At 58.6% G+C, this 22,846-nt stretch carries 21 protein-coding genes and 1 tRNA gene; 13 read left to right on the top strand and 9 right to left on the bottom strand.

Annotated elements, in window-relative coordinates:
* Positions 1–11: 11 nt before the first annotated feature.
* The 5 genes from CQ009_RS18595 to CQ009_RS18575 form a co-directional block, all read right to left on the bottom strand.
* Positions 12–1,610 carry a ShlB/FhaC/HecB family hemolysin secretion/activation protein gene (locus tag CQ009_RS18595; protein WP_105708063.1) on the bottom strand — a complete coding sequence of 533 codons (1,599 nt, stop codon included), beginning with the start codon at positions 1,608–1,610 and terminating at the stop codon, positions 12–14.
* Positions 1,611–1,666: 56 nt separating this feature from the next.
* Positions 1,667–2,269 carry a transposase gene (locus CQ009_RS30475; protein WP_064391036.1) on the bottom strand — a complete coding sequence of 201 codons (603 nt, stop codon included), beginning with the start codon at positions 2,267–2,269 and terminating at the stop codon, positions 1,667–1,669.
* 290 nt (positions 2,270–2,559) lie between these two features.
* On the bottom strand, positions 2,560–3,768 hold the full coding sequence (locus tag CQ009_RS18585) for a DSD1 family PLP-dependent enzyme (RefSeq protein WP_177431010.1): 1,209 nt from the start codon (positions 3,766–3,768) through the stop codon (positions 2,560–2,562).
* Positions 3,769–3,839: 71 nt separating this feature from the next.
* Positions 3,840–5,171, bottom strand: a complete 1,332-nt coding sequence (locus CQ009_RS18580; RefSeq protein WP_177431009.1) for a D-arabinono-1,4-lactone oxidase — start codon at positions 5,169–5,171, stop codon at positions 3,840–3,842.
* Between the two features lie 76 nt (positions 5,172–5,247).
* The gene (locus tag CQ009_RS18575) at positions 5,248–5,601 is read right to left on the bottom strand and encodes a cytochrome c5 family protein (RefSeq protein ID WP_064391033.1); all 354 of its coding nucleotides are present in this window, start codon (positions 5,599–5,601) and stop codon (positions 5,248–5,250) included.
* 383 nt (positions 5,602–5,984) lie between these two features.
* Between CQ009_RS18575 and CQ009_RS18565 the strand changes: the two genes are divergently transcribed.
* The 5 genes from CQ009_RS18565 to CQ009_RS18545 all read left to right on the top strand — a co-directional run bounded on the left by CQ009_RS18565 (position 5,985) and on the right by CQ009_RS18545 (position 12,143).
* Entirely contained in the window at positions 5,985–7,610 is a 1,626-nt protein-coding gene (locus CQ009_RS18565; protein ID WP_105708054.1) for an NADP-dependent glyceraldehyde-3-phosphate dehydrogenase, read from the top strand.
* Between the two features lie 130 nt (positions 7,611–7,740).
* Positions 7,741–8,091, top strand: coding sequence for a DUF3302 domain-containing protein (locus tag CQ009_RS18560; protein WP_105708053.1), 351 nt, complete (start codon positions 7,741–7,743; stop codon positions 8,089–8,091).
* A gap of 5 nt (positions 8,092–8,096) precedes the next feature.
* Positions 8,097–9,056: an HlyD family secretion protein gene (locus CQ009_RS18555; protein ID WP_064391030.1), complete on the top strand. Its 960-nt coding sequence runs from the start codon at positions 8,097–8,099 to the stop codon at positions 9,054–9,056.
* 61 nt (positions 9,057–9,117) lie between these two features.
* A complete protein-coding gene (locus CQ009_RS18550; RefSeq protein ID WP_177330963.1) occupies positions 9,118–10,158 on the top strand; it encodes an FUSC family protein in 1,041 nt (346 codons plus the stop codon).
* A gap of 83 nt (positions 10,159–10,241) precedes the next feature.
* The gene (locus CQ009_RS18545) at positions 10,242–12,143 is read left to right on the top strand and encodes an acyltransferase family protein (protein WP_105708051.1); all 1,902 of its coding nucleotides are present in this window, start codon (positions 10,242–10,244) and stop codon (positions 12,141–12,143) included.
* Here the strand turns inward: CQ009_RS18545 and CQ009_RS18540 are convergent.
* Positions 12,140–13,039, bottom strand: coding sequence for a DMT family transporter (locus tag CQ009_RS18540; RefSeq protein ID WP_105708049.1), 900 nt, complete (start codon positions 13,037–13,039; stop codon positions 12,140–12,142). The genes CQ009_RS18545 and CQ009_RS18540 overlap by 4 nt on opposite strands.
* 149 nt (positions 13,040–13,188) lie before the next feature.
* Between CQ009_RS18540 and CQ009_RS18535 the strand changes: the two genes are divergently transcribed.
* Complete coding sequence (locus tag CQ009_RS18535) at positions 13,189–13,626, top strand: Lrp/AsnC family transcriptional regulator (protein WP_064391027.1); 438 nt, start codon at positions 13,189–13,191, stop codon at positions 13,624–13,626.
* A gap of 58 nt (positions 13,627–13,684) precedes the next feature.
* Positions 13,685–14,014: a YceK/YidQ family lipoprotein gene (locus CQ009_RS18530; RefSeq protein WP_105708047.1), complete on the top strand. Its 330-nt coding sequence runs from the start codon at positions 13,685–13,687 to the stop codon at positions 14,012–14,014.
* A 79-nt stretch (positions 14,015–14,093) separates the two neighbouring features.
* On the opposite strand, the gene CQ009_RS18525 is transcribed toward CQ009_RS18530, so the two are convergent.
* The gene (locus CQ009_RS18525) at positions 14,094–14,765 is read right to left on the bottom strand and encodes a Bax inhibitor-1/YccA family protein (protein WP_064391025.1); all 672 of its coding nucleotides are present in this window, start codon (positions 14,763–14,765) and stop codon (positions 14,094–14,096) included.
* A 122-nt stretch (positions 14,766–14,887) separates the two neighbouring features.
* On the opposite strand from CQ009_RS18525, the gene CQ009_RS18520 reads away from it, so the two are divergent.
* The 4 genes from CQ009_RS18520 to CQ009_RS18505 all read left to right on the top strand — a co-directional run bounded on the left by CQ009_RS18520 (position 14,888) and on the right by CQ009_RS18505 (position 19,344).
* Positions 14,888–14,975: transfer RNA gene (locus CQ009_RS18520), tRNA-Ser, on the top strand.
* A 384-nt stretch (positions 14,976–15,359) separates the two neighbouring features.
* Complete coding sequence (locus CQ009_RS18515) at positions 15,360–15,875, top strand: sigma-70 family RNA polymerase sigma factor (RefSeq protein ID WP_105708046.1); 516 nt, start codon at positions 15,360–15,362, stop codon at positions 15,873–15,875.
* On the top strand, positions 15,862–16,842 hold the full coding sequence (locus tag CQ009_RS18510; RefSeq protein ID WP_105708043.1) for a FecR domain-containing protein: 981 nt from the start codon (positions 15,862–15,864) through the stop codon (positions 16,840–16,842). The genes CQ009_RS18515 and CQ009_RS18510 overlap by 14 nt, the downstream gene beginning before the upstream one ends.
* A gap of 111 nt (positions 16,843–16,953) precedes the next feature.
* The gene (locus tag CQ009_RS18505) at positions 16,954–19,344 is read left to right on the top strand and encodes a TonB-dependent siderophore receptor (protein WP_105708041.1); all 2,391 of its coding nucleotides are present in this window, start codon (positions 16,954–16,956) and stop codon (positions 19,342–19,344) included.
* A gap of 62 nt (positions 19,345–19,406) precedes the next feature.
* Here CQ009_RS18505 and CQ009_RS18500 read toward each other — a convergent pair whose 3' ends face one another.
* On the bottom strand, positions 19,407–19,715 hold the full coding sequence (locus CQ009_RS18500) for a hypothetical protein (RefSeq protein ID WP_064390965.1): 309 nt from the start codon (positions 19,713–19,715) through the stop codon (positions 19,407–19,409).
* Positions 19,716–19,963: 248 nt separating this feature from the next.
* Complete coding sequence (locus CQ009_RS18495) at positions 19,964–20,974, bottom strand: AraC family transcriptional regulator (protein ID WP_105708039.1); 1,011 nt, start codon at positions 20,972–20,974, stop codon at positions 19,964–19,966.
* Positions 20,975–21,127: 153 nt separating this feature from the next.
* Between CQ009_RS18495 and CQ009_RS18490 the strand changes: the two genes are divergently transcribed.
* Both CQ009_RS18490 and CQ009_RS18485 read left to right on the top strand, forming a co-directional pair.
* Positions 21,128–21,802, top strand: a complete 675-nt coding sequence (locus tag CQ009_RS18490) for a glutathione S-transferase family protein (RefSeq protein WP_218275801.1) — start codon at positions 21,128–21,130, stop codon at positions 21,800–21,802.
* A 108-nt stretch (positions 21,803–21,910) separates the two neighbouring features.
* Entirely contained in the window at positions 21,911–22,663 is a 753-nt protein-coding gene (locus CQ009_RS18485; RefSeq protein WP_105708037.1) for a class I SAM-dependent methyltransferase, read from the top strand.
* The last annotated feature ends 183 nt before the right edge of the window (positions 22,664–22,846 follow it).

Here is a 22,846-nt window from a genome sequence, read left to right as displayed (position 1 = left end):
AACGTGCTCCTTTAGAAAGTGGCTTGAAGGTTGAAGTGCAGGCGCGATTCCTGTTTCGAGGTGTTCGGCCCTTCGAGTAGCGGGTAGCCCCAGTCGAGGCTGCCGGACAGCCATTTGCTCAGGCTGGCGCGGGTGCCGAGGCCGACGCTGGCCAAGGCGTAATTGGCGTCCTGATCCGGCAGCTCGTCGCGCAGATACAGTTGCGCGCCTTCGGCGAAGGCGTAGAAGCGCCAGTCCTGCATCCATGTGCCGGCGTACTTGGCCAGCGATGGCGTGCGCACTTCCTGGCTGAGCAGCACGCCGTCATCGCCGGTGCGTTCGGCGGCCAGATAACCGCGCACCGAAGTGGCGCCACCGGCAGAGAATTGTTCGTTGGAAACCAAAGGCCCGGACGCCAGTTGGAACGCGGCTTTGCTTGCGCTCTGCCAGTCGCTGTCGAAGGTCCAGGTGTAATTGGTATCGCCCTTGAGCACGGCGAAACTCGGTTTGGCGCGGTAGCGTTTGTAGTCGAAATCTTCGTCGGAACTGCCGTAACCGAAGATGCTGCGGGTCGCGGCAACCAGGCTCAGGCCGAGGCCGAGCTGACTCTTTTCGCTGTAGCGATAGCCGTTGTAGGCGAAGGTGAACGGCGCGTATTGCAGGGGGACTTTGTCGCTCTCGCCGGACAGGGTCAGACGTTCGTCGAAGTCCTTGAAGTCGATGCCGGCCGACAGCGAGTTCGACCAGTTGCCGCTGGAGGGCAGCGTGTAGATCGCCGATACACCGTAGCTGTGGCCCTTGCCGAGCACGTTGCTGCCGCCGATGGTGGCGACGTTGCTGTCGGACTGGTAACCGGAAAACTGCACACTCCAGCGATCGGTCAGCGGCGCGGTGTAGGAGCCCGACCAGACCTTGGCATTGTCGGTTTCCTGCGGCGCGGTGAAGAACGTCAGGTTGACGCTATGGCCGAGTTGCCAGAGGTTGTTGTAGCCGAGGCTGGTGACGGTGCGCAGCTTTTCCGTGTCGGCGCTGTAGTCGTTATTGAGGCCGACGCTGGCGGTCCACGGGTTCTGATCTTCGACCTGTAAATCGACGTCCATGGTGCCGGGGCGCTGCCCTTCGCGCACCAGCGGCATCACTTGCCGGCCCGGGGTTTTGTTGAGCTGCGCCAGTTCGCCCTGAACCTTGGCGAAGTCCGGCACCTCGCCTTCTTTCAGCGCCGGGACGTCGTCGCGGATGTCCAGCGGCGAATAGTGTTTGGCGCCGACCACACGCACGCGGCCGACCTTGGTTTCGCTGACTTGCAGATATACGATGCCATCGGCGACGGCTTGCTCCGGCAGCTCGACGAACACCGACTGATAGCCGCGTTGCTGATAGGCCTTCTGCAAGGCATCCCGTGCGCCTTCGATATCGGTGAGGGCTTTTTGCGGGCCGAGGAACGGGTACACCGCTTCTTCAATCGCCCGCGCATCGAGCACAGTGTTGCCGCGCACGAAGTATTCGTTGACGTCGACCAGACGCTGGGCCGCCGCGTTTTCGGCAGCCTCTTCGGCCAATGCCGGCTGCGCGCCCGCCGTCACCAGCAGCCAGCCCCACAGCGCCAGCCGTGACTTGAAAATCGGTTCCACACTACCCCCTGAATTCGCGATGACCTGTTGGCGTTTCGAACGCCGCGTGTATGGCGTCAATTGCTGGCTGTCGAGGCGCAGGCGTGTTTGCCCAGCCACGTGTGCAAAAGCGCGAAGTTCAACGAGAACTCGGGCATTTGCAGCAAGGCGCCGCAGAACACTTCGCCGATGATTTTTTGAATGAGCAGCACCGCGCGCGGCTCATTGAGCAGCGTGGCGATGTCGCGACTGAGGGCGTTGAAACTCCAGACTTTCTGGTTCAGGCCAAGACCTGCGAACCAGCGGAACAGCAAGTTGTAATTGAGCTGTTCGTAGAGTTGCTGCTCGCTGGGCACCGAATACAGCAGTTGCAGAAGCAGAATGTGCATGACCGTTTGCGCGGGGATCAGCATGCCGGGCTGGGCATTGAGGTCGTGCAGAAGGCTTTGGTGGGCGTCGAGCAGATCATCGATCTGCGGGCGCAACAGAACCAGCGAATGCCCCGGCGGAATGTAGCTGGACACCTCTTTCAAGGCGCCTTGCCAGTCATCCTGCGAGACGATCCAGACCCACGGCGCGCCGTAGCGATACACCGAAACCGGCTTCTTGCGCGCGGCTTCGACGATCTTCGACAGGCGTTGATCGAGTTCCTGCATGCCCACTTTCGAGTAGCGTTCCATAGTCCCCATTGCCTCACTCCCGGCGTCCCGCCTCGGCTTGTGAAAAGCGCCCCGTTGGGCTCCTCAAGCGCGTTACATAGGCATGACCGGACTGGCGATGTGCTACCGAACTTTTGTCATAAAAGCTTCATTACAGAATTTGGCAATGAGATGGGACATACATCGAGAACCCTGTGGGAGCTGGCTTGCCAGCGATAGAGGTCTGTCAGCGAAGTAAAGGATTGCTGACATGACGCTATCGCTGGCAAGCCAGCTCCCACAGGGTTTTGCAGTGTTTGGGTGATTTTGGGTCAGGTGTAGACGGGCCAGGTGTCGACGATTTTGCCGTTGCGCACGGCGAGCAGATCGCCGAATTGCAGGAGCACGGCTTCGGTCTGGATCGGGCGCAGGAACACCTGGTCTTCCACTGTGAGGCCGACGGCATTCGAGCCATTGACCATCTCTTGGTTGGAACTGCGTCCGTAGACGCTGTTGCTCTGTAAACCCTGGGGCGATTCGAATTCGGCCATCCAGTTGCCGCCATAGATGAAGAAAGTCTGGCGCTGGTTCTGGTCCCACCACGAAAACAGCTTCGACTTGTCATCCAGCGCCGGAATGTTCACCGCGCCGGTGCTTTTCAACACCGGCGTGGCGATGTAAGTCGCGGGTACGTGCTCGACCAGCGATGGCAAATCATAGTGCGTCGGTTTGAGCATCGCCGTGCCCACGGAAACCTCGGTACTCAGTTTCTCGTTTTCATGAATGCGATAACTCGGACTGCCAGCGGTATTCAGGCACAAGCCGTCATGCCACAACGCCGGAAACTGCTGCCGGGTGAAATCGACGCAACGCTGATAAATCACCATGACCTTGGCGAACAGTTCTTCCGGTGCGCCAAGGATCCCCGGCACGCCCATGCCCACGAACGGGTCGTAGCCCATGAACCCGGCGAACTCCAGATGCTGCGGATTGGCGCTGATCAGCGTGAGCATTTGGCCCAACACATTCACATCACTGACGCCGCCGCGATGCAGGCCGACGTCCAGTTCGATGTTGATGCGCATCCTTGTGCCTAACCCCTGAGCCAGCGCGAGGTATTGCTGCAAACGCTGCGGCCCGTCGAGCAGCCATTGCAGTTGCTTCGCGGGATCGAACGCGCCTTTGTGGGATTGATAAAACTGCGCTGCCGAACGCACCGGCAAAGGTTTGCCAAGCAGAATGTCGGACTGCGGAAACACCTGCGCATCGTGATTGAGAAACGGCTGATGGAACGACATCAATTTTTGCGTCCCGGCACGTTGGGCGATGTAGCTCAACAGCCCCGGCGATGGCAGCGACTTCTCCACCAAACGCAATTGCTTGCCACCGCGTTTGACCGACTGCATCACCACATCGATGTTGTGGTCGAGGCGATCCAGATCAATCAGCAGCACCGGACGCATCGGCCCCTTTTCCTTTAACTCGTTGTTCAGCGCCCGGAAGTATTCGCTGTACGGCGCGCCACGATCCCCCGGCCGCAGCCAAGCGCCAACGCCCACCAACAAAGCGCCGACGCCCAACGTACCCAACAGGAAATTACGTCGATTGACCGTCATAAGCTCATCCCCAAAATCGACGACAAATGCGCATTGAGAAAGCGCCCGTTCGGATCGAGCGCCTGTCGCACATCGACAAACTCACGCCAGCGCGGATACAGCGGCTGCAGGGTTTGCGCGTTGAGCGTGTGCAACTTGCCCCAGTGCGGGCGGCCGTTGTACTTCCAGAAAATCGGCTCGACCGCTGCGAAGAAATTGTGATGGTCCATCTGATAATGCTGGTGCACCGAGATCGAACAGCTGTCGCGGCCCTCGAACATGCTCAGCGGGATATCGTCAGCCTTGACGTAGCGGTACTCGATGGGAAACCAGGTGCGCAGGTCCTTGTCCTGGATCAGCTTGAGAATCTCGCGCAGGCAGGCCGGCCCGTGTTCGGCGGGCACCGAATATTCCATCTCGTTGAAACGCACGGTGCGCACGTTGGCGTAAATGTCGAACGAGTCGCCGATGCGATCATCGAAACTGGCCAGATGGCGCAAGCTGTTGAGCAGCGTGCGGCGCAGGTCGGGGAAGTCGCTGCCGTACTTGTCGATCTTCTCGATCAGGGTGACAAACTCGTTGCCGCCCTCCTCTTCAGGCGGGATCGGCGGCGTCGCCGGTTCGTCGGTTTCGTTGAGGGCGATGGACAAGGCGTAGTCGGAATGGGTGACGACGAGCATTTCCCAGTGCTGGTTTTCGCGGGTGTTCCTGTCGAGGTCTTCGAGCAGTTCTTCGGTCTTGGCGATCCACTGGCGTTCGCGCAGGCGATAGGCCGGGCGGTTTTGCAGGCGGATTTTCGTCGCCACGCCGAGGGCACCGAGGGAAACCCGTGCGGCATTGAATACTTCAGGGTGACGCTGACTGTCGCAGTCCAACACTTCGCCATTGGCGGTGACCAGTTGCAGGCCGCAGACGTGGGCCGAGTAGGACTGGAAGTTTTTCCCGGTGCCGTGGGTCGACGTGGCAATGGCTCCGGCCAGGGTCTGGTAATCGATGTCAGCCATGTTTTGCAGGGCCTGGCCGATGTCTTTCAGCGGCAGGCCCATGCGTGACATCGGTGTGCCGGCGGCGAATTCGGCTTGCAAGGTTTTCCCATCGTGATTGAGCAAACCGTTGAAATAGCTCAGCGACAACAGCGTGCCATCGGTGGGCACCAACGCACTGAAGGAATGCGCCGAGCCGACCGGGCGGATCTTGCCCTGCGCCTGCTGGATAGCGGTCACCAGCTCATCGAGATTTTTCGGTGCCAGCCGCGCTGCTGGCAGGCAGCTCTGCCCACCCGACCAGTTGCGCCACGGAATCAACCTTGGTGCGCGCATCAATTGGCCCAATGCCGGATGGCTCGCCAACGCGCTGAATGCGCCAACGATGCTTGCTCGCTGCAACAACTGACGCCGAGTCAGATCCATGGTCATGCCGGGCACCTTACTCTGGGAGGGGCTGGTCGGCCATGAAGCCGATCAATTGCACAAACTGTTCTTGCGAGCATTCGACGCACTGGCCCATCGGCGGCATGCCGTTGTAGCCGTTGATGGCGTGGTCGAGCAGCGTGTCGGTGCCCTGCTGGATGCGCGGTTCCCAGGCCTTGCGGTCGCCGGTCAGCGGCGCGTTGGCAGCGGGGTTGGCGTGGCAGAGCTGGCAGCTGTTGGTGTAGATCTGCGCCAGTGCCGGGTCGTTGGGCATGGCGTTATGGGTGGTGACCGGTGGTTTGGGATCTTCGCCGCAGCCAGGCAGCGCCACGGCCAACGCCAGCATTAGAGTGAGTCGGATTGCCCGCATAACGGCCTCGCTTATTGTTGTGTTCACACCTTAAGGCAGCGGCTGCAACGGGTTGAGGGCATTGCGGGACAGCGAGGGGGGCAAACGAGGCCAGCCCTCTCCCCCGATGATCGTTCCCACGCTCTGCGTGGGAATGCCTCAAGGGACGCTCCGCGTTCCAATGGGACGCAGAGCGTCCCGGGCTGCATTCCCACGCGGAGCGTGGGAACGATCAATCGCTGGCAAGCCAGCTCCCACAGAGTTTGCGGTGTTGCTGCCCGCTCTGCTCTGCGCGTTTGCGTGACATTCGGGTGACATTTGCGGGTTTAAATTGCGGCGCATTCAGGCGTATAACCTGTGAAGGCTTTTTGATCTGCATACGGACATCAACACGGGGTAGCGACATGACCACAACAAACATCCTTGGCAACCTGTTCCCTTCTGTCAGCGACATCCCGGAAAAATACCGCCTCGACGGTCAGGTCGAGCAACGCGAATACCTCGTCGATGGTCAGTTGCGGCGTTGGGACGGCCCGCTCGCCACCGTGCGCAGCCCGGTCTATCTAAAAGGTGAGAATGGCGACGAACAAGTGATCCTCGGCAGCACGCCACTGCTCGATGCCGACACCGCCCTCACCGCGCTCGACGCCGCCGTGCGTGCCTACGACCGGGGCCAGGGCCTGTGGCCGACCATGCGCGTGGCCGAACGTATCCAGCACGTCGAAGCCTTCCTCGGCCGCATGCGCCAGCAGCGCGATGCGGTGGTGAAGTTGCTGATGTGGGAAATCGGCAAGAACCTCAAGGATTCGGAAAAAGAGTTCGACCGCACCTGCGATTACATCGTCGACACCATCAATGCACTCAAGGAACTCGACCGCCGCTCCAGCCGTTTCGAGCTGGAACAGGACACCCTCGGCCAGATCCGCCGCGTGCCGCTCGGCGTCGCTTTGTGCATGGGCCCCTATAACTATCCGCTGAACGAAACCTTCACCACGCTGATTCCGGCGCTGATCATGGGCAACACCGTAGTGTTCAAACCGGCCAAACTTGGCGTGCTGCTGATCCGTCCGTTACTGGAAGCGTTCCGCGACAGCTTCCCGACCGGTGTGATCAACGTCATCTACGGCAGCGGCCGTGAAACCGTCAGCGCGCTGATGGCCAGCGGCAAGATCGACATCTTTGCGTTTATCGGCACCAACAAGGCTGCCAGCGATCTGAAGAAACTCCACCCAAAACCTCACCGCTTGCGCGCGGCGCTGGGTCTGGATGCAAAAAACCCCGGTATCGTCTTGCCGGAAGTCGATCTGGACAATGCCGTCAGCGAGGCCGTGACCGGTTCGCTGTCGTTCAACGGCCAGCGCTGCACCGCGCTGAAAATCCTCTTCGTCCATGAAGATGTCGTCGACAGTTTCATCGAAAAATTCAACGCGAAGCTGGCCACTCTGAAACCGGGCATGCCGTGGGACAGGGGTGTGTCGCTGACGCCGCTGCCGGAATCAGGCAAGGTCGATTACCTGCACGGTCTGGTGGCCGATGCGCGCAGCAAAGGCGCCGAAGTGGTCAACCCCAATGGTGGCGAATCCCGCGAGTCGTTCTTCTACCCGGCAGTGCTGTACCCGGTAAATCCGCAGATGCGTGTCTATCAGGAGGAACAGTTCGGCCCCGTGGTGCCGATCGTGCCGTACCGTCATCTCGATACCGTGATCGATTATGTGCTGGAGTCGGATTTCGGTCAGCAGTTGAGCATCTTCGGCACCAACCCGGTGGCGGTCGGTCGTCTGGTCGACACCTTTGCCAACCAGGTCGGGCGGATCAACCTCAACGCGCAATGCCAGCGCGGCCCGGACACCTACCCGTTCAACGGCCGCAAAAACTCCGCCGAAGGTACGCTCTCGGTGCACGATGCGTTGCGGGTGTTCTCGATCCGTACGCTGGTGGCAACCAAGTTCCAGGACAGCAACAAGGACCTGATCAGCGAGATCATTCGCGGGCGTGATTCGAGCTTCCTGACCACCGATTACATCTTCTGATCCACGGTCTCCCGAATCGTGAATAAGCAAGAAGGCGAGCCCGTGCGGTTCTGATCCAAAGTCGCCAAGCGCCCGGCAAATCAGTGTCTACACTGATGCCAGCACTGTGCTGGATGCCGGGAGCTTGACCATGCTGGATTACTTTGCGCTAGGGGTTTTGGTGTTTGCCGGGCTCGTACTGTTTTACGGGATCATCGTGTTGCACGACATTCCCTATGAAATTGCCGTTCATCGTAAACACCCGCATCAGGATGCGATCCATGCCACTGGCTGGGTCAGTCTGTTCACGCTGCATGCGCTCTGGCCTTTCCTGTGGATCTGGGCGATGGCCTATCGAGAAGATCGCGGTTGGGGCTTCGGTGACGGTAAATCCGTGCAAAACCATGTGGTTCGCCTGGAGCAACAGGTGGTCGAACTGCAAGGACGCCTCGAACGACTCGAAGCGCTGAATGCCACCGCCCCCCAAAACCGGGAGGGCTGAACGCCATGGATCTGCTGCTCATCCTGACTTACGCCGCGTTCTGCGTCGCAGTGTTCAAGATCTTCCGTATCCCGCTGAACAAATGGACGGTGCCCACCGCCGTACTGGGCGGCATCCTGATGATCGGCGCCCTGATTTTCACCATGAACTACAACCATCCCTACTCCGAGGTGGCGCGCACTTACTTCGTGTCTGTGCCGGTGATTCCCATCGTCAGCGGCCAGGTGATCGACGTGCCGGTGAAGGGTAACGAGCCGCTGGAAAAAGGCGATGTGCTGTTTCGCATCGACCCTACACCGTTTGAAAACCGCATGAAGTCGCTCAAAGCGCAACTGGTGGCCGCCAAGGGTGATCGCTATCGCATCACCGAACTGATCCGGCGCAACTTCGGCACCCAGCGCGAACTGGACGCTGCCATCGCCCGCACCGATGATCTGCAGGCGCAACTGGATAACGCCCAGTTCGAGCTGGACAACACCACCGTCCGCGCGCCGAGCAAAGGCTTCGTCACCCATGTTTCGCTGCGTCCGGGAATGATGGCGAGCAAGTTGCCGTTGCGTCCCTCAATGGTGTTCATTCCCGAGGAAGGCCAATACTTCGCCGCGTGGATGCGCCAGAACAGCCTGCTGCGCCTGACCGTCGGCGATGAAGCTGAAGTCGCGTTCGACGGCATTCCCGGAAAGGTTTTCGCCGGTCGGGTGAAAAACGTCATCGGGGTGATTGCCGAAGGTCAGGTGCAGCCTTCCGGCACGCTGATCGGCTACACCGGTTCGCCGCCGGCCGGGCGTGTGCCGGTGATCATCGAAATCACCGATCCGGAATTCGCCCAGTACAGCAAGCTAATGCCGGGCGGTGCTTACGGGCAGGCCGCGTTGTACAGTCAGCACTTTCACCACATTGGCACGATGCGCAAAATCCTCCTGCGTATGGCAGCATGGATGAATTACATTTTCCCTTTCCATTGATCTGAAGCCCAATCACGAGAGGCCCGCACTGAGTACTTACAGCACCCATCGACTTCCGCCCTTGCTGCGCCGTGTCCTGCGTCCGTTGCTTGATCCTTATCGACGCTACCGGCACGCGCGGCTGATTCATGCAGTGCGCGTGGCCCTCGGGTTGCTGGCAACGATCCTGCTGACCACCGGCATCAACCTGCCCCACGGTGAGTGGGCCTCGGTGACCATGCTGGTGGTGATCGGCGGTTTGCAGCACCACGGCAACATCGGTAAAAAAGCCGCCGAACGCGCCACCGGCACCTTGATCGGCGCCGGCGTCGGTTTGTTGCTGGTGGCGCAGCAGGCGTGGCTCGGCATGCCGTGGCTGACGTATTTTGCGATGGCGGTGGTCTGCGGTTTTTTTTCTTATCACGCGATTGGCAAAGGGGGTTATACCGCCCTGCTCTCGGCGATCACCGTGTTCATTGTTGCCGGGCATGGCGACAATCCGATCACCGACGGCTTGTGGCGCGGCGTCGACATTCTGATCGGCATTGCCCTCGCTCTGGCCTTCTCTTTCGCTCTGCCGCTGTACGCCGTGTACTCGTGGCGCTACAACCTCGCCGACGCCTTGCGCGATTGCGCCACGGTGTACGGCCGCATCATCAGCGGCCAGGCGGTGAGCGCCGATGAGCATTTGAAGCTGATGAGCCGCTTGGGTGCCGTGATGGTGCAACTGCGTTCGCTGATGCCATCGGTGTCCAAGGAAGTGAAGATTTCCATGACCGAGCTCGATGCCATCCAGCGCAACCTGCGCATGTGCATCAGCACGCTGGAGATCCTCGGCAATACCCGGCCAGACACCAACGACCCACAGGCCATGGCCCATCTGCGAACCGCGTTGAAGTCTGAACACCGACAGATTCGTGTGCAATTGATCGGCATGGCGCGGGCGTTGAAGACCGGTGCATCACAACGGCTGGAGCGCCCGCTGGAATTGCCCGACGCCAGCCTTGATGCACCGGTCTACAGCACGCTGGATGGCTATCGCCTGTTGACCCGGCAACTCGCCGCCAACATCGGCGAGATGCGCCAGCGCCTGGCGCTAACGGCGCCACGCTGGAACATCTGAGCAGCGCTGGATAATTTCCATGTAACAAAGCCGACAGGATCATTACAATGCGCCATCACAGTGGACGTGTCATGGATGCATAAATGCAATTCAGGAAGAATATCAATGCTTTACGGGCGCTTGCCGTTCTCGCGGTAGTGCTTTTCCACTTCAGGATTCCGGGCTTTGACGGCGGTTTTGTCGGCGTTGACATATTCTTCGTAATCTCCGGTTTCCTGATGACGGGGATCATCGTCACGGGTTTGCAGCAACGAAACTTCTCCCTTCTCGGCTTCTATGCATCTCGTGCCCGACGCATCATTCCGGCGCTGCTGACCCTGTGTATCGCGCTGCTGATCTTCGGCTACGTGTACCTGCCGCTGGATGATTTTCGCGAGACGATTCGCACGATCAAGAGCAGCCTGCTGTTCAGTTCCAATTTCCTCTTCGCCAAAGACGGCAATTACTTCGACGCACCGCTGCACGAAAACTGGTTGCTGCACACCTGGTCGCTGTCGGTTGAGTGGCAGTTCTACCTGCTTTATCCCCTTCTGATGATGGGGCTGTTCAAATATTGTGGCGAGCGCACAAGCAAAATCGCCTTGATCGTGCTGGCGGCCATCTCGCTCGGTGCTTCGGTTTACTTGAGTAAAACCCACCCGGTTTTTGCCTTTTACATGCTGCCCACCCGCGCCTGGGAGATGATCGTCGGCGGTCTGGCCTTTGTTTTTCCTCTGGCTCTCAGCCGCCGCAACAGTGCGCTGTGTGAGGGAGCTGGACTCCTGGCGATCGCCCTCAGCGTTACGTATTTTTCGGAAGAAGATCTTTGGCCGGGTTATCTCGCCCTGCTACCAGTGATCGGTACCCTGCTGGTGATCTACAGCAACCGCCAGTCGCTCTTCAGTCGCAATGAAATCCTGCAATTCACTGGCAGCATTTCCTACTCCGTCTATCTCTGGCACTGGCCGCTGGTGGTGCTTCTGTATCTGTGCGGACTGTTGAGCAGTTGGCCGCATGTGCTGGGCGCCATCGCTCTTTCACTGTTGCTCGGCGCCGTCTCCTACTACTGGGTCGAATCGAAGGTCAGCAGAACAGGTACCGCACCACGCACACTGTTCAAGTTTGCCTCGCTGATCGTCGGCGTCATCGGTTTTTCGGCCGCAACCTCCTCGCTGGTGAAGCAATACCCGGATGCCCGCCTGGCATTTGTCGACCTCGGTCAGCCCGAATACACCAGCAAACTGTATCCCCAAGAGTGCTATCCCAACCGCTACGCTGCGGCTGACTGCAAATTGGGCACAGGCGAAATCTCGGTGATTCTGTTCGGTGACAGTCACGCGCAATCCACCGCTGCCGCCGTACAGATGAGTAATCCGCAAGCCGCACTGTCCTGGTCGCGCGGCGGCTGCCCGCCCTTGCTGAACTTCGAAATGCGCGACAAGGATCTGCAAGACAAATGCCGCGCCTTCAACGATGAAAAGCTGCGCGTGTTGAAGACTGACTTCCCGGGCGTTCCGGTAGTGCTGTTCAGCCGCGCCGCGCTGTATGCCGATCCCGGGAGAAGCAACAATTACCGCATTCACTTTCCGGACAGCGCGCATTCTGGCGATGCAGCTTTTGTCGACGCCTACATCGCCGAATACAGCAAGACCGTTTGCTCGATTGCCGAAAACCACCCGGTTTACATCGTCAGGCCGATCCCGGAAATGCCCTTCAGCGTCTACAAAGGCCTGAATCTTAATCAACGCCTGTTCCGGCAGAACGCCGATATTTCGATCACGCTGAGCGAGTATGAAAAACGCAACAGAATCGCCAACTACACCATTGAGGCAGCCGCCAAACGCTGCCATGCAACGGTGATCGATCCGACGCCGTACCTTTGCCCGGCAGGTACTTGTATGGGGTCCAGGGACGGCGTGGCCTGGTACTTCGATGACAACCATTTGGTGGATGCCGGTAACCAACAGTTGAAAGGTCTGTTCAAGGAACTGATCAAGGCCATTTAGGGCCGCGCAGCCACCGCGGCCCGGGATTTCACGCCCCACCCCTGTTGCATGCCGGCGGCCGCCAGCAGGATCGCTGCCACCCCGAGCCATTGCAGGGTTTCCAGGCGATGGCCAAAGGCAAACCAGTCGACGAGGATCGCCGCGATCGGGTAGATAAACGACAGTGCACCGGTCAACGCCGTCGGCAGTTTCTGGATCGCGCCATACAGCAACACATACATCAGGCCGGTGTGGACGATGCCCAGCGTCACCAGACTGGCCCAGGCACCGGGGACTTGCGGCAGCGCAGAAAAGTGCGCAAACGGGGCGAGTAACAACACGCCGGTGCACACTTGAACCAGTGCGATCAGGTGGGGCGGTGTGCCCGTCAGGCGCTTGATGATCAGCGCCGCTATCGCATAGAGCAACGCCGCGCCCAATGCCAGGCCGATGCCCAGCAGGTAGTCGTTGCCGCCCTCGCCTTGCGTACCATGGGCACTGACAATCGCCAGCATGCCGATAAACGAAATCGCCAGCCAGAACAGCTTCTGCAAGGTGATTTTCTCGCCAAGAAACAGCGCCGCCAAACCGACCAGCATGAACGGCTGCACGTTGTACACGGCCGTGCCGATGGCTATCGAAGCGCGCGAATAAGAAGCAAACAACAGCACCCAGTTACCGACAATCGCTACACCACTGAGCACCGCCAGCAAGAACGTCGTGCGGGTCAGAATACCCGGACGCAAAAAGCCGAAGGCCGCGCAAATCAGCAGCAAGGTGCCTGCGCCGAACACACAGCGCCAGAACACCACGTCGAGCACCGGTTGCCCGGACACCAGGACGAACCAGCCGATCGTCCCAGAGATAAGCATGGCCGCAGTCATTTCAAATGTGCCGCGACGGATTGGGTTGTCCATCATCAATCTCCTGAGCATTTGCTGAAAACGTGACAAAAGTATGTCAAGCCCAACCACCTGTTCTCCAGAGTAAAAAGCAGGCTAAACTCGATTTGTGCCTTTTTTATCGAGGGTGGTTTCCCTCAGCTGCCTAATCCTGGAATCAGCTCATGACAGACGATATAGACCAGATCCTCATCAGCGCATTGATGGAAGATTCGCGGCGCTCGCTCAAGGCGCTGGCACAGCTAAGTGGGTTGTCTTCGCCGAGCGTGGCCGAACGTTTGCGCAGGCTTGAAGAGCGCGGTGTGCTCAAAGGTTATACCGTCGAAATCGACCCGAAATGCTTCGGTTACCAGCTACAGGCAATCGTTCGCGTGCGGCCACTGCCGGGGCAATTGCAGGAAGTGGAGCGGCAGATTCTGGCGATTCCAGAGTTTACCGAGTGCGACAAGGTCACCGGCGAGGACTGCTTTATCGCCCGTCTGCACGTGCGCTCGATGGAGCAACTGGACACCCTTCTCGACCGGCTCAATACTCTGGCGGAAACCAATACTGCGATTGTCAAGAAGACACCGGTCAAACGCCGATTGCCGCCGATGGCGTAAGTGCTTTTTCAGCATGTTCGGCGTAGATTGAGGTTTTTCCGGCGAAGGATTGGCGGCAATGAGAATTCAGGCAATGATACTGGCGGCGTTGATGCTAGGCGGTTGCGGGACAGTTCAAACCGTGGTGCGCAATGATCAGGCCGCGGTGCACAGCCTCAAGAAACAGAAGAGTTATTGCGGGGCGGTGCCAAGAATCTACAGCGGCCTCGCCTACGATTTCTGCAGTTTGCATGCCCCTCTGGGCGAAGGCGTGGAGGCCGACGACTACAAAAACGCCGCGATTCCTGTGGTGTTGATCGATGCGGTGATATCCGGGGCACTCGATACTTTTCTGCTGCCCTACACCATCTACAAGCAGCAGGTCGACGGCAGCATCGTGATCAATTAGCCGAGCATGGCCTCACCACTTTCACGCAGACAACAAAAAACCCGCCTAGGCGGGTTTTTCGTTATTTCACAGACTGCGATCAGTCGTCGCGGCTCATGATGCCGAAGATCTGCAACAAGCTGACGAACAGGTTGTAGATCGATACATACAGGCTGATGGTCGCCATGATGTAGTTACGCTCGCCGCCGTGGATGATGGCGCTGGTCTGGAACAGGATGCACACCGACGAAAACAGCACGAAACCTGCGCTGATCGCCAGTTGCAGGCCGCTGATCTGGAAGAAGAAGCTTGCCAGCGTTGCTCCCAGCAACACGAAGAAACCGGCGGTGATGAAACCACCGAGGAAGCTCATGTCCTTGCGGGTAATCAGCACGTAGGCCGACAGACCACCGAACACCAGTGCAGTCATCGCGAACGCCGAGCTGACCACTTCAGCGCCGCCCTGCATGCCCAGATAGCGGTTGAGGATCGGGCCGAGCAGGAAACCCATGAAACCGGTCAGCGCGAATGCGGACACCAGGCCCCACGCGGAATCACGCAGCTTGTTGGTAAGGAAGAACAACCCGTAGAAGCCGATCAGCACCACGAAAATATTCGGGTAGCCAACGCGCATCTGCTGGGCAACGAAAGCCATCACACCGCTGAATGCAAGGGTGAGAGCCAGTAGGCCGTAAGTGTTGCGCAGGACGCGGCTAACCTCTAGCTGCTCAGCCTGCACGCCGTTATTAACTGCGTAATCCTGTTCGCGCATGGCGACACTCCTGTTGGTTTGAAACGTTCAGTCGCAAAGATCATAACAGACGCTCTGTAACAAGCCATGCAGAGAGTTTGACAGTGTGTTTCATTCAGGTATTATGGCGCCCGCAACGCAACGGAGGTGTGGCCGAGTGGTTTAAGGCAACGGTCTTGAAAACCGTCGACTGTAACAGGTCCATGAGTTCGAATCCCATCGCCTCCGCCATATTTGTACCGACAAAGCCCTGATTATTCAGGGCTTTGTCGTTTCTGGCGTGGGAGCATTCTGCGCAGTGGGTTAGGCAAATCACCCGAGTAGAAAATCTGCATCGTAGAGTTACCATGCTCAATGCCGGCGGCTCGGACCAAGACTCCACCGCCGGCCCCTGCTGCCCCATTACACGGGTCCGCATCCCTCCTGAAACCTTTACGTTCACGCTAATCGCCAGGGTTCAAATCTTCCAATCGCTGGACGCATCCTTCCACTCGCCCCCCTTCAGAATGACCCCATTCGCCCAAATCCGAACGCTGAGCGCCACGTATTTGCCTCCGGCCCTATCCCGTGAGTAGAATGCGATTAATTATCAATTGTGTACTTTCCGGGATTCCGATGCGCAGCGACGAAACGCTAGGTACTGCAGATCTAGGGCTGCTCTATCGCACCCACCACTCGTGGTTACACGGCTGGCTGATCCGACGCATTGGATGTCGCGATAACGCAGCAGATTTGGCGCAGGACACCTTTGTACGTCTGCTCAAATCCCGTCAGTCCAGCCCCTTGCGCGAGCCGCGCGCCTATTTGAGCAGCATCGCCCGCGGACTGATGATTGATCAGTATCGTCGTCGCGAACTCGAACGTGCCTATCTGGAAAGCGTTACGTTGCTGCCTCAACACGAGGTCCCCTCGGAAGAAAGCCGGTTGCTGATTCTTGATGCGCTCGAGCGCATAGACCGCATGCTCAGTTTGCTTAAACCAAGGGTTCGTCAGGCGTTTTTATGTGCCCGACTCGACGGTCTGACGTGCGCGCAAATAGCCGAAAAGCTGGGTGTTTCCCGCGCGACGGTGGAACGCGACCTGGCCACGGCCCTGCAACACTGCTATCGCTTGCGTTATGTCGAGGCCTGAGCCGCAGGCGCTGGATCCGGCCATCGTTGAGCAGGCGATCCAATGGCTGGTGCGCCTTCGCTTCAATCTGGCCGATGAACAAACACAGCACTCTTTTGAGCACTGGCTGCAGCAGCGCCCAGAGCATGTGTTGGCGTGGCAGCGTGTGGAAACCCTTGGGGATGAATTTGCCGGCGTACCCGCTCAACTGGCGCGACAAACCCTCAATGGCACCCATCAGGGAATGCGCCGGCGCGAAAGCCTGAAGCTACTGGGCCTATTGGCGACTGTTGGCACGGCAGCCTGGCTCGGTCGCGACTACACACCCGTTCCCGCCATGCTTGCGCAACAACGCAGCAGCACCGGCGAGCAACGACGCTTCCAACTCGATGATGGCAGCCTTATCCAGCTCAATAGCGATAGCGCCGTCGACAGCGATTTCGACGCCCAGCGACGCCTGATCATCCTGCGACGGGGCGAAATCATCGTGAATGTCGGCGCCGATCAACACTCGCCTCAAGCGCGACCGCTCTGGGTGCAATCACGTGACGGGATCATGCGCGCTCAGAGTGCGCGCTTTCTGGCACGCGAACGTGACGATGGCACGCTGGTCGCGGCTCAGGAAGGGTCAGTCACGGTGTTCCCCGGCTTCAGTCAAACGCCTGCGAACCGCAGCGTCCAGGCAGGCAATCAGCTGCTGTTCACATCGAGTGGCGCCCGAACGTTCAGCGACAACGGCCTCGATCTGTGGAGCTGGGGTGACGGAGTGATCAGTGCGCGCAATATGCGTCTCGATGATTTCATCGTCGAGTTGTCGCGTTATCGTCCCGGTGTATTGCGCTGCGCCGAAGAGGTCGCGGATCGTCGCGTTTCCGGCACCTTCCAACTCGCCGACAACGATCAGGTCCTGGCATTGATCGCGCAATCACTGCGCTTGCACATCGATTACCGAACCCGTTACTGGGTGACTGTGACCGCTGCTACCTGAGCCCATCAAAACCACCTGAAAAATAATGAGGTGGTTTCGCATTCTCGTTCGACCTCTTAGGAAGGCCGGAATACAGGCCAGTCTGCCGATGTCCTTTCTTGGAGCGAGAAAATGAGTTCGTCCCCGGTTTCACAGCGCCATCCATTAAATCGTGCCTTGCAAGGTGCGATGTTGGGTCTGATTGTCAGCAGCTACGCATTGCCATCGCTGGGGCAAACGACGAGCGCTGACCACAGCAATCAAGTCAAGCAGTGGAACATCGCTGCCGGCCCACTGGCGCCGGCGCTTGATCGCTTTGCGCGTGAGGCTGGCATCAGTCTTTCCTTCGATGCGTCGAGTGTTGCGAACCGCACCACCGCTGGCGTAAATGGCTCGCTCGATACGTCGGCAGCGCTGTCATCGTTGCTGCAGGGGAGCCAATTGCAGATCGAGCAGCAAGGCCCGACCGCTTACCTGCTGACACCTCAGCCAAAGCCTGCCGGCCCGCTCGAACTCGACGCAACCGACGTCGAGGACTACCGCCTTGCGCCCCTCATCATCAACGCCAAGGTCAGGGTCAGTGCCGACGACGACGCCAACTCGGTGGTCGCCAAGGAACTCTGGGTTGGCGGCAAGGTGGCGACCAGCATTCTCAATACACCGGCATCAGTGTCGGTTGTGACCAACAAGGAAATGGAACAGCGCAGCGTCAGCACCACGGAAGAAGCGCTGCAATACACACCCGGCGTGATCACTGACTTCTATGGTACGGATGACCGCAACGACTACTTCCAGATCCGTGGCTTCCAGGCCACCACTTACCGTGACGGCTTGACCCTGAGTTCGATGCGCGGCGTACGCGAAGATCCATTCGCTTACGAGCGCATCGAGATTCTGCGTGGCGCCAACTCCACGCTGTTTGGACCGGCGGACCCGGGCGGTTCGGTGAATTTCGTGACCAAACAGCCGCGCTTCGAGCAGTTTGGCCAAGGCTATGTCACCTACGGCTCCTTTGACCATGTCGAGACAGGCATCGATGTCGGGGATGCGCTGAACGACGAGAAAACCCTGGCTGGCCGCTTTACTGCCAAAGGCCAAAACAGCGACCGCGAGTACGATCACTCGCAGGACGACAACCAGTTGTTTATGGGTGGCCTCACTTGGGCACCGACGGATTACACGTCGGCGACGATGATTCTGGACTACCTGAAAACCGAAAGTTCGCCAAACAGCGGTGGCTATCCGCTGGACAGGGAATACGACCGCAGCAAGTTTTATGGCGAGCCCAGCTACAACTTTCACGATGTCGAGCGCACCAGCCTCAGCGGCAACGTCACCCATGACTTCGACAACGGCTTCGTACTGCGCAGCAATCTGCGTTACAGCAAGTTGACTGATGATTTTGGCTACGTTTACCTCAGCGACAGCGCCGCACGTGTCGGTACCATCGTTGACCGCTATCAGTTTGGAACGGACACCGAAGCCGACCAGTTCAACGGCAATCTGATGCTGCAATACGATGCCCGCTTCGAGAACATCGACAGCAGCAGCCTGGTGGGCGTCGAATACCTCGATTCGACCACCAAGGAAAGCTCGGTCTACGCTCCGACGACTTCGATTGACATTGCCAACCCGGTGTTTACTGGCGTTTCACGCTCAATCGCGCCGTATGCCGTGAACAAGCGAGACGCGACCACCAAGGCCGTATTCCTCCAGCAGAACTTGTCGTTCTACGAGCGTTTCATCGTCACCGGCGGCGTGCGCAACGACTCGATGGACCTGACCAGCAAAGGCCTGGAATCCACTGAGAAAGACACCTTCTCCGAAACCTCCTACCGAGGTGCGTTGACCTATATCGTCAACGATGAGGTGTCCACCTATGTGAGCATGGTGGAATCCGTCTCGCCGCCGCAGGTTGGTGTAACACCGCAGACGGGCCGGCAGTACGAAGTGGGCGTGAAGTATTCGCCTATGGCGATCGACGCGCTGTTCTCCGCAGCCGTTTATGACCTGACCCAGGAAAACGTCACCATCGCCGTGGTGCTGCCGAGCGGCATCATTGAGCAGCAGACGGTGGGCGAGTCGCGGGCGCGTGGCCTCGACCTGGAAGCCAAGGCGCAGGTGACGCAGAACCTCAGCTTGATCGGTGGTTATTCCTATATGGAGTCCGAGGTACAGCGCGGCTCGTTGTACGACGGCAGCTCCTTGAAGGGTAATGAGTTCGCCACGGCACCCAAGCATTCCGCTTCGCTCTGGAGTTACTACGACGTGCCTGCCACTGATGTCAGCGTTGGCTTGGGTGCGCGCTACGTCGGCTCTTACTACTTCGATGCAGCCAACTCTGGCAAAAGCGATGGCACCACGCTGTTCGACGCCGCGCTCAACTACAAGATCGCCAAGGGCACCGACCTTGCGGTGAACCTCAGCAACCTGCTGGATGAGCAGCACGTGGTCGGTTCCGGCACAGCGAACTTCTACAACCCGGGTCGCGAGATTACCGCCAAAGTGAGTTACAACTGGTAAGCAGGCGTCTAGCCCTTTTCCCACACAGGAAACGGTGCCCGCTTTACCGCGGGCACCGCCAGTCAGGTGGCAGATGAATCTGCATCGCCAAGCATTGCTACCAGTTCAGTCGCCAGGGCGGCCGCTTCTTGTCGATAGTCTTTGCTCCAGCTGCGTGACCAGTCATCTGGCTTTCCCTCATCTTCCCATTGCGCCAACGCAAGCCCGTTGATGATCTCCAGTTCAAACCAAAGACGCTGCCAAGCATCGGCGTCCTTGACCGAGGCAGGGTCTTGCCACAGGAACTCTGTTTTCGCGACAAACGCCGCCCATGCGAACAGATCTTCTGATGCTCGTTCGCCGAGCGTTTTCCAGTCATTTCTGACACTCAATGAACGACTCCTTCCAGTTGTATTGGCAGTCTTGGTCTTTCGCTGGCCCCTTTATAAAACGTCTGTGCCGGGATAGAGATTCGCAGGGGGATAGTAATCGGGATCCTTGAATCGGCTATTGTTGTGAGGGCCTTTAGCGAAGCGCTTGATCATTCCAGTACGAAGGCAGTCGCCGGACACTCAGCCGTCGCGGCGAGGTCTTCGGCCATAAGCAGTCATGCCTTTGCGCCTATGGCCAGCGCCATGCTTCAGGCATTGAAACGTCGCCACTGAGTGGGCGAAATCTTTTCCCACTGCCGAAAAGCCCGATGGAAAGAGTTGACGTCCTCGTAGCCAAGCAGATACGCCACCTCTTTCAGCTCAAGGCCGGTATCAGCCAACAGGAGTAATCCCACCTGGCGCCGGGCCTCGTTGAGCAGAGCGCTGAACGTTGTACCCTCGCACGCTAATCGTCGTTGCAACGTGCGCTCGCTCTGCAAGAGTTCACGGGCGAGGAATTGCAAACTTGGCCGCCCGCCCGCCAGTGCGCGTTTCAGCACTTCAATGGCCTGCTCACAAAAGCCAACTGGCGCTTCAATCGCGCGAATTGCGGCGGTGAGGCCGGGGGTCATCATGTGCAGCACTTCCGGATTGTGCTCAAGAAAAGCCAGACCGATGTCAGAGGTGCGAAGGATCAATTCGTCCCTGGCAGCGCCGTAGAGAATGGGGCAGGCGAAATAACTTGAGTGCGTTTCCAGCATTTGCTGGGGCCTTCTCAAGCTCAATGACAGAGGCTCAATGTGTTTGCCGGTGCCTCGTCGACCGAGTTCCAGTGCCAAGGCAAAACACGCCTCGACTGAAAGATAAGGCGCCGGATCCGTGCCGGAAGGCCACTGAATCGTGAGTGAAACAGTGCCCTCGCGCTCGTCGATGCAAAGTTTGTCGGGGCTACATAGACGCTGGAAGCGCGCCAACCGAGCGAGGCCGTCACGAAAGTCAGCCGCATATAACGCAGTGAGGAACGCCAGTTTGTGTTTCGCGCTAGGTGTGTCGCGAACCATCTTTATCGCGAAGGCAGGATCCGCCGAAAGCACTTCGATGGCGTTCCAGACGGCAAACAGTTGATGGGTGCTGACAAAAGCAGACTCGTTAAGGTGAAGATCATGGGGCAGTTGAGCGTGCTGCTGAATCAACGAGGGATCCAGGCCCAGTTGCTCTATCGACTGCCAGAACACCCTGGGCAATTTACACCGTTCGGCGCTGGTGTGAAGGTGCGACATTTCTAAGCTCCGAACCGCAGGAGGGCGGCAATGCGTAATGCTACGCGCCGCTAATGGCGCGTTCCGCAAGTATTCTGGCGTAAACCGCCCACGGGCTGATGCAGCTTCGCTCTTACCATTGTCGTCAACAAACCGAGCCAAAAGGAGCTCACGATGACAATGACTTTCTACACCAACCCCAATTCACGCGGACGCATGGTGCGCTGGATGCTCGAAGAAATCGGCTGCACCTATGAGACGGTGATTATGGATTACCAGTCGATCAGTCAGACCGACCGTTGGGGTGGTGCCGCGCTGGCCGCGCCGACGCTGGCCGATGCTGATGATTCACGCGTCGGTTTTTTTCGCGACGTGAACCCGATGGGAAAGATCCCCGCGCTGGTGCATAACGGGCAAACCATAACAGAAACTGCCGCCATCTGTGCGTATCTGGCCGACGCATTTCCCGAGGCCGGGCTGGCTCCTGCGGCGGTGGATCGTGCCGCTTATTACCGCTGGCTGTTTTTTGCTGCGGGGCCTCTGGAACAGGCGGTGACTAACCACCGCGCCGGTTTCAATCCGAAGCCGGAACAGGAGTTTTTCTTTGGCTACGGAAGCTATGAGCGCACCGTGGATCAGCTCGAACGCGCGGTGCTGGCGCATCCCTTTATTGCCGGTGAACACTTCACCGCTGCGGATGTTTATGTTGGCTCCCACATCGGCTGGGGACTAGGCTTGCAAACCTTGCCACCCAGAGCTGCGTTCCTCGCTTACGCCGAGAAGTTAACGAGCCGCGACGCCTTTAAACGTGCGGTGGCGAAGGATGAAGCAATGCTGGGTGCAGCCTGATCCTTGAGGTCGAGAGCCGCCGTTCGCGACGGGTGCTATCGACCTCAAGCGGCGTGTTGGCCGAAGTGCATACCATAGACTTTTCAGAACATTCAGAGAGGCTTAGCAATGTCGATCAACCGACTCGACTTCACCACGCGTTTGCTGATCGACGCGGGCATCGAAAAAGGGATGCGAATCCTGGACGTGGGTTGCGGCTCGGGTGATGTTTCTGTTTTGTTGTGTGATCTGGCGGGAGGGAATGGAGAGGTCGTCGGCGTTGATCATGACGCCCATGCCATTGCCATCGCACGCCAGCATAGCGCCGCACATGGTTACCCTTCACTAACGTTCATCCAGTGCGAGCTTCTGGAACTGCAGGATTCGCTTGGTACTTTTGATGCCATCGTCGGGAGGCGCGTCCTGATGTATCAAAGGGATGCTGTGGCGACGATCCGAGCGCTGTCGAACCGCTTGCGTCCCGGCGGCGTCATGGTCTTTCAAGAACACGATACGACGATGGCGCCTGCAAGCGTGGACCCTTTCCCGTTGCATAAAAGAGCGCAGTTCTGGATACAGGAAATGATTGCTCGCGAAGGCGCGGATTTACACATCGGTTTCAATCTCCACCGTACTTTCACTCAGGCAGGCTTGACCGTAGAAAGCGTGCGCGCTGAATGCCTGATACAAACCCCTGATAGTCCCTACAGCCTTGGCGCCATTGTTCGAGCGTGCTTGCCGCGAATCCTCGCACTAGGCGTCGCCAGCGCGGAAGAGGTCGGAATTGAAACGTTGCAAGAGCGTCTGGATCAGGAACGTTCAGCCTCTTCAGGCGTGTACGTCGGTGATGTGATGTTCGCAGGCTGGGCGCGAAAAGTTTGACGCCTTCAAATGCCCGGCGCGGCCTATTGCCATACTGCGCAAGAAGTTGCGCACATGCTCGTAATATTTCGCCCTTAAATTCGCTGCAGGCCAGGCCTGTCATGGCCTGCAGCCAAGTGCGCAAGAAGTTGCGCAGTACTGCGCAACTTCTTGCGCACTTTCGCCTTGGTCTCTCCGTTTTTT

Origin of the sequence: Pseudomonas sp. MYb2 (assembly GCF_002979955.1) — a bacterium.
In the GTDB taxonomy this organism is placed as follows: domain Bacteria; phylum Pseudomonadota; class Gammaproteobacteria; order Pseudomonadales; family Pseudomonadaceae; genus Aquipseudomonas.
Note: the sequence above shows the minus strand (reverse complement) of the source record. Positions and strands in the feature narration are given on the sequence as shown.

Excerpts from the sequence above, each read along its gene's own strand:
- CQ009_RS18540 (WP_105708049.1), bottom strand. The coding sequence starts at position 13,039 with ATGGACAACCCAATCCGTCGCGGCACATTTGAAATGACTGCGGCCATG.
- CQ009_RS18545 (WP_105708051.1), top strand. The coding sequence starts at position 10,242 with ATGCAATTCAGGAAGAATATCAATGCTTTACGGGCGCTTGCCGTTCTC.
- CQ009_RS18510 (WP_105708043.1), top strand. The coding sequence starts at position 15,862 with ATGTCGAGGCCTGAGCCGCAGGCGCTGGATCCGGCCATCGTTGAGCAG.
- CQ009_RS18525 (WP_064391025.1), bottom strand. The coding sequence starts at position 14,765 with ATGCGCGAACAGGATTACGCAGTTAATAACGGCGTGCAGGCTGAGCAG.
- CQ009_RS18530 (WP_105708047.1), top strand. The coding sequence starts at position 13,685 with ATGAGAATTCAGGCAATGATACTGGCGGCGTTGATGCTAGGCGGTTGC.
- CQ009_RS18490 (WP_218275801.1), top strand. The coding sequence starts at position 21,128 with ATGACAATGACTTTCTACACCAACCCCAATTCACGCGGACGCATGGTG.
- CQ009_RS18555 (WP_064391030.1), top strand. The coding sequence starts at position 8,097 with ATGGATCTGCTGCTCATCCTGACTTACGCCGCGTTCTGCGTCGCAGTG.
- CQ009_RS18560 (WP_105708053.1), top strand. The coding sequence starts at position 7,741 with ATGCTGGATTACTTTGCGCTAGGGGTTTTGGTGTTTGCCGGGCTCGTA.
- CQ009_RS18495 (WP_105708039.1), bottom strand. The coding sequence starts at position 20,974 with ATGTCGCACCTTCACACCAGCGCCGAACGGTGTAAATTGCCCAGGGTG.
- CQ009_RS30475 (WP_064391036.1), bottom strand. The coding sequence starts at position 2,269 with ATGGAACGCTACTCGAAAGTGGGCATGCAGGAACTCGATCAACGCCTG.
- CQ009_RS18565 (WP_105708054.1), top strand. The coding sequence starts at position 5,985 with ATGACCACAACAAACATCCTTGGCAACCTGTTCCCTTCTGTCAGCGAC.
- CQ009_RS18575 (WP_064391033.1), bottom strand. The coding sequence starts at position 5,601 with ATGCGGGCAATCCGACTCACTCTAATGCTGGCGTTGGCCGTGGCGCTG.
- CQ009_RS18485 (WP_105708037.1), top strand. The coding sequence starts at position 21,911 with ATGTCGATCAACCGACTCGACTTCACCACGCGTTTGCTGATCGACGCG.
- CQ009_RS18515 (WP_105708046.1), top strand. The coding sequence starts at position 15,360 with ATGCGCAGCGACGAAACGCTAGGTACTGCAGATCTAGGGCTGCTCTAT.
- CQ009_RS18505 (WP_105708041.1), top strand. The coding sequence starts at position 16,954 with ATGAGTTCGTCCCCGGTTTCACAGCGCCATCCATTAAATCGTGCCTTG.
- CQ009_RS18535 (WP_064391027.1), top strand. The coding sequence starts at position 13,189 with ATGACAGACGATATAGACCAGATCCTCATCAGCGCATTGATGGAAGAT.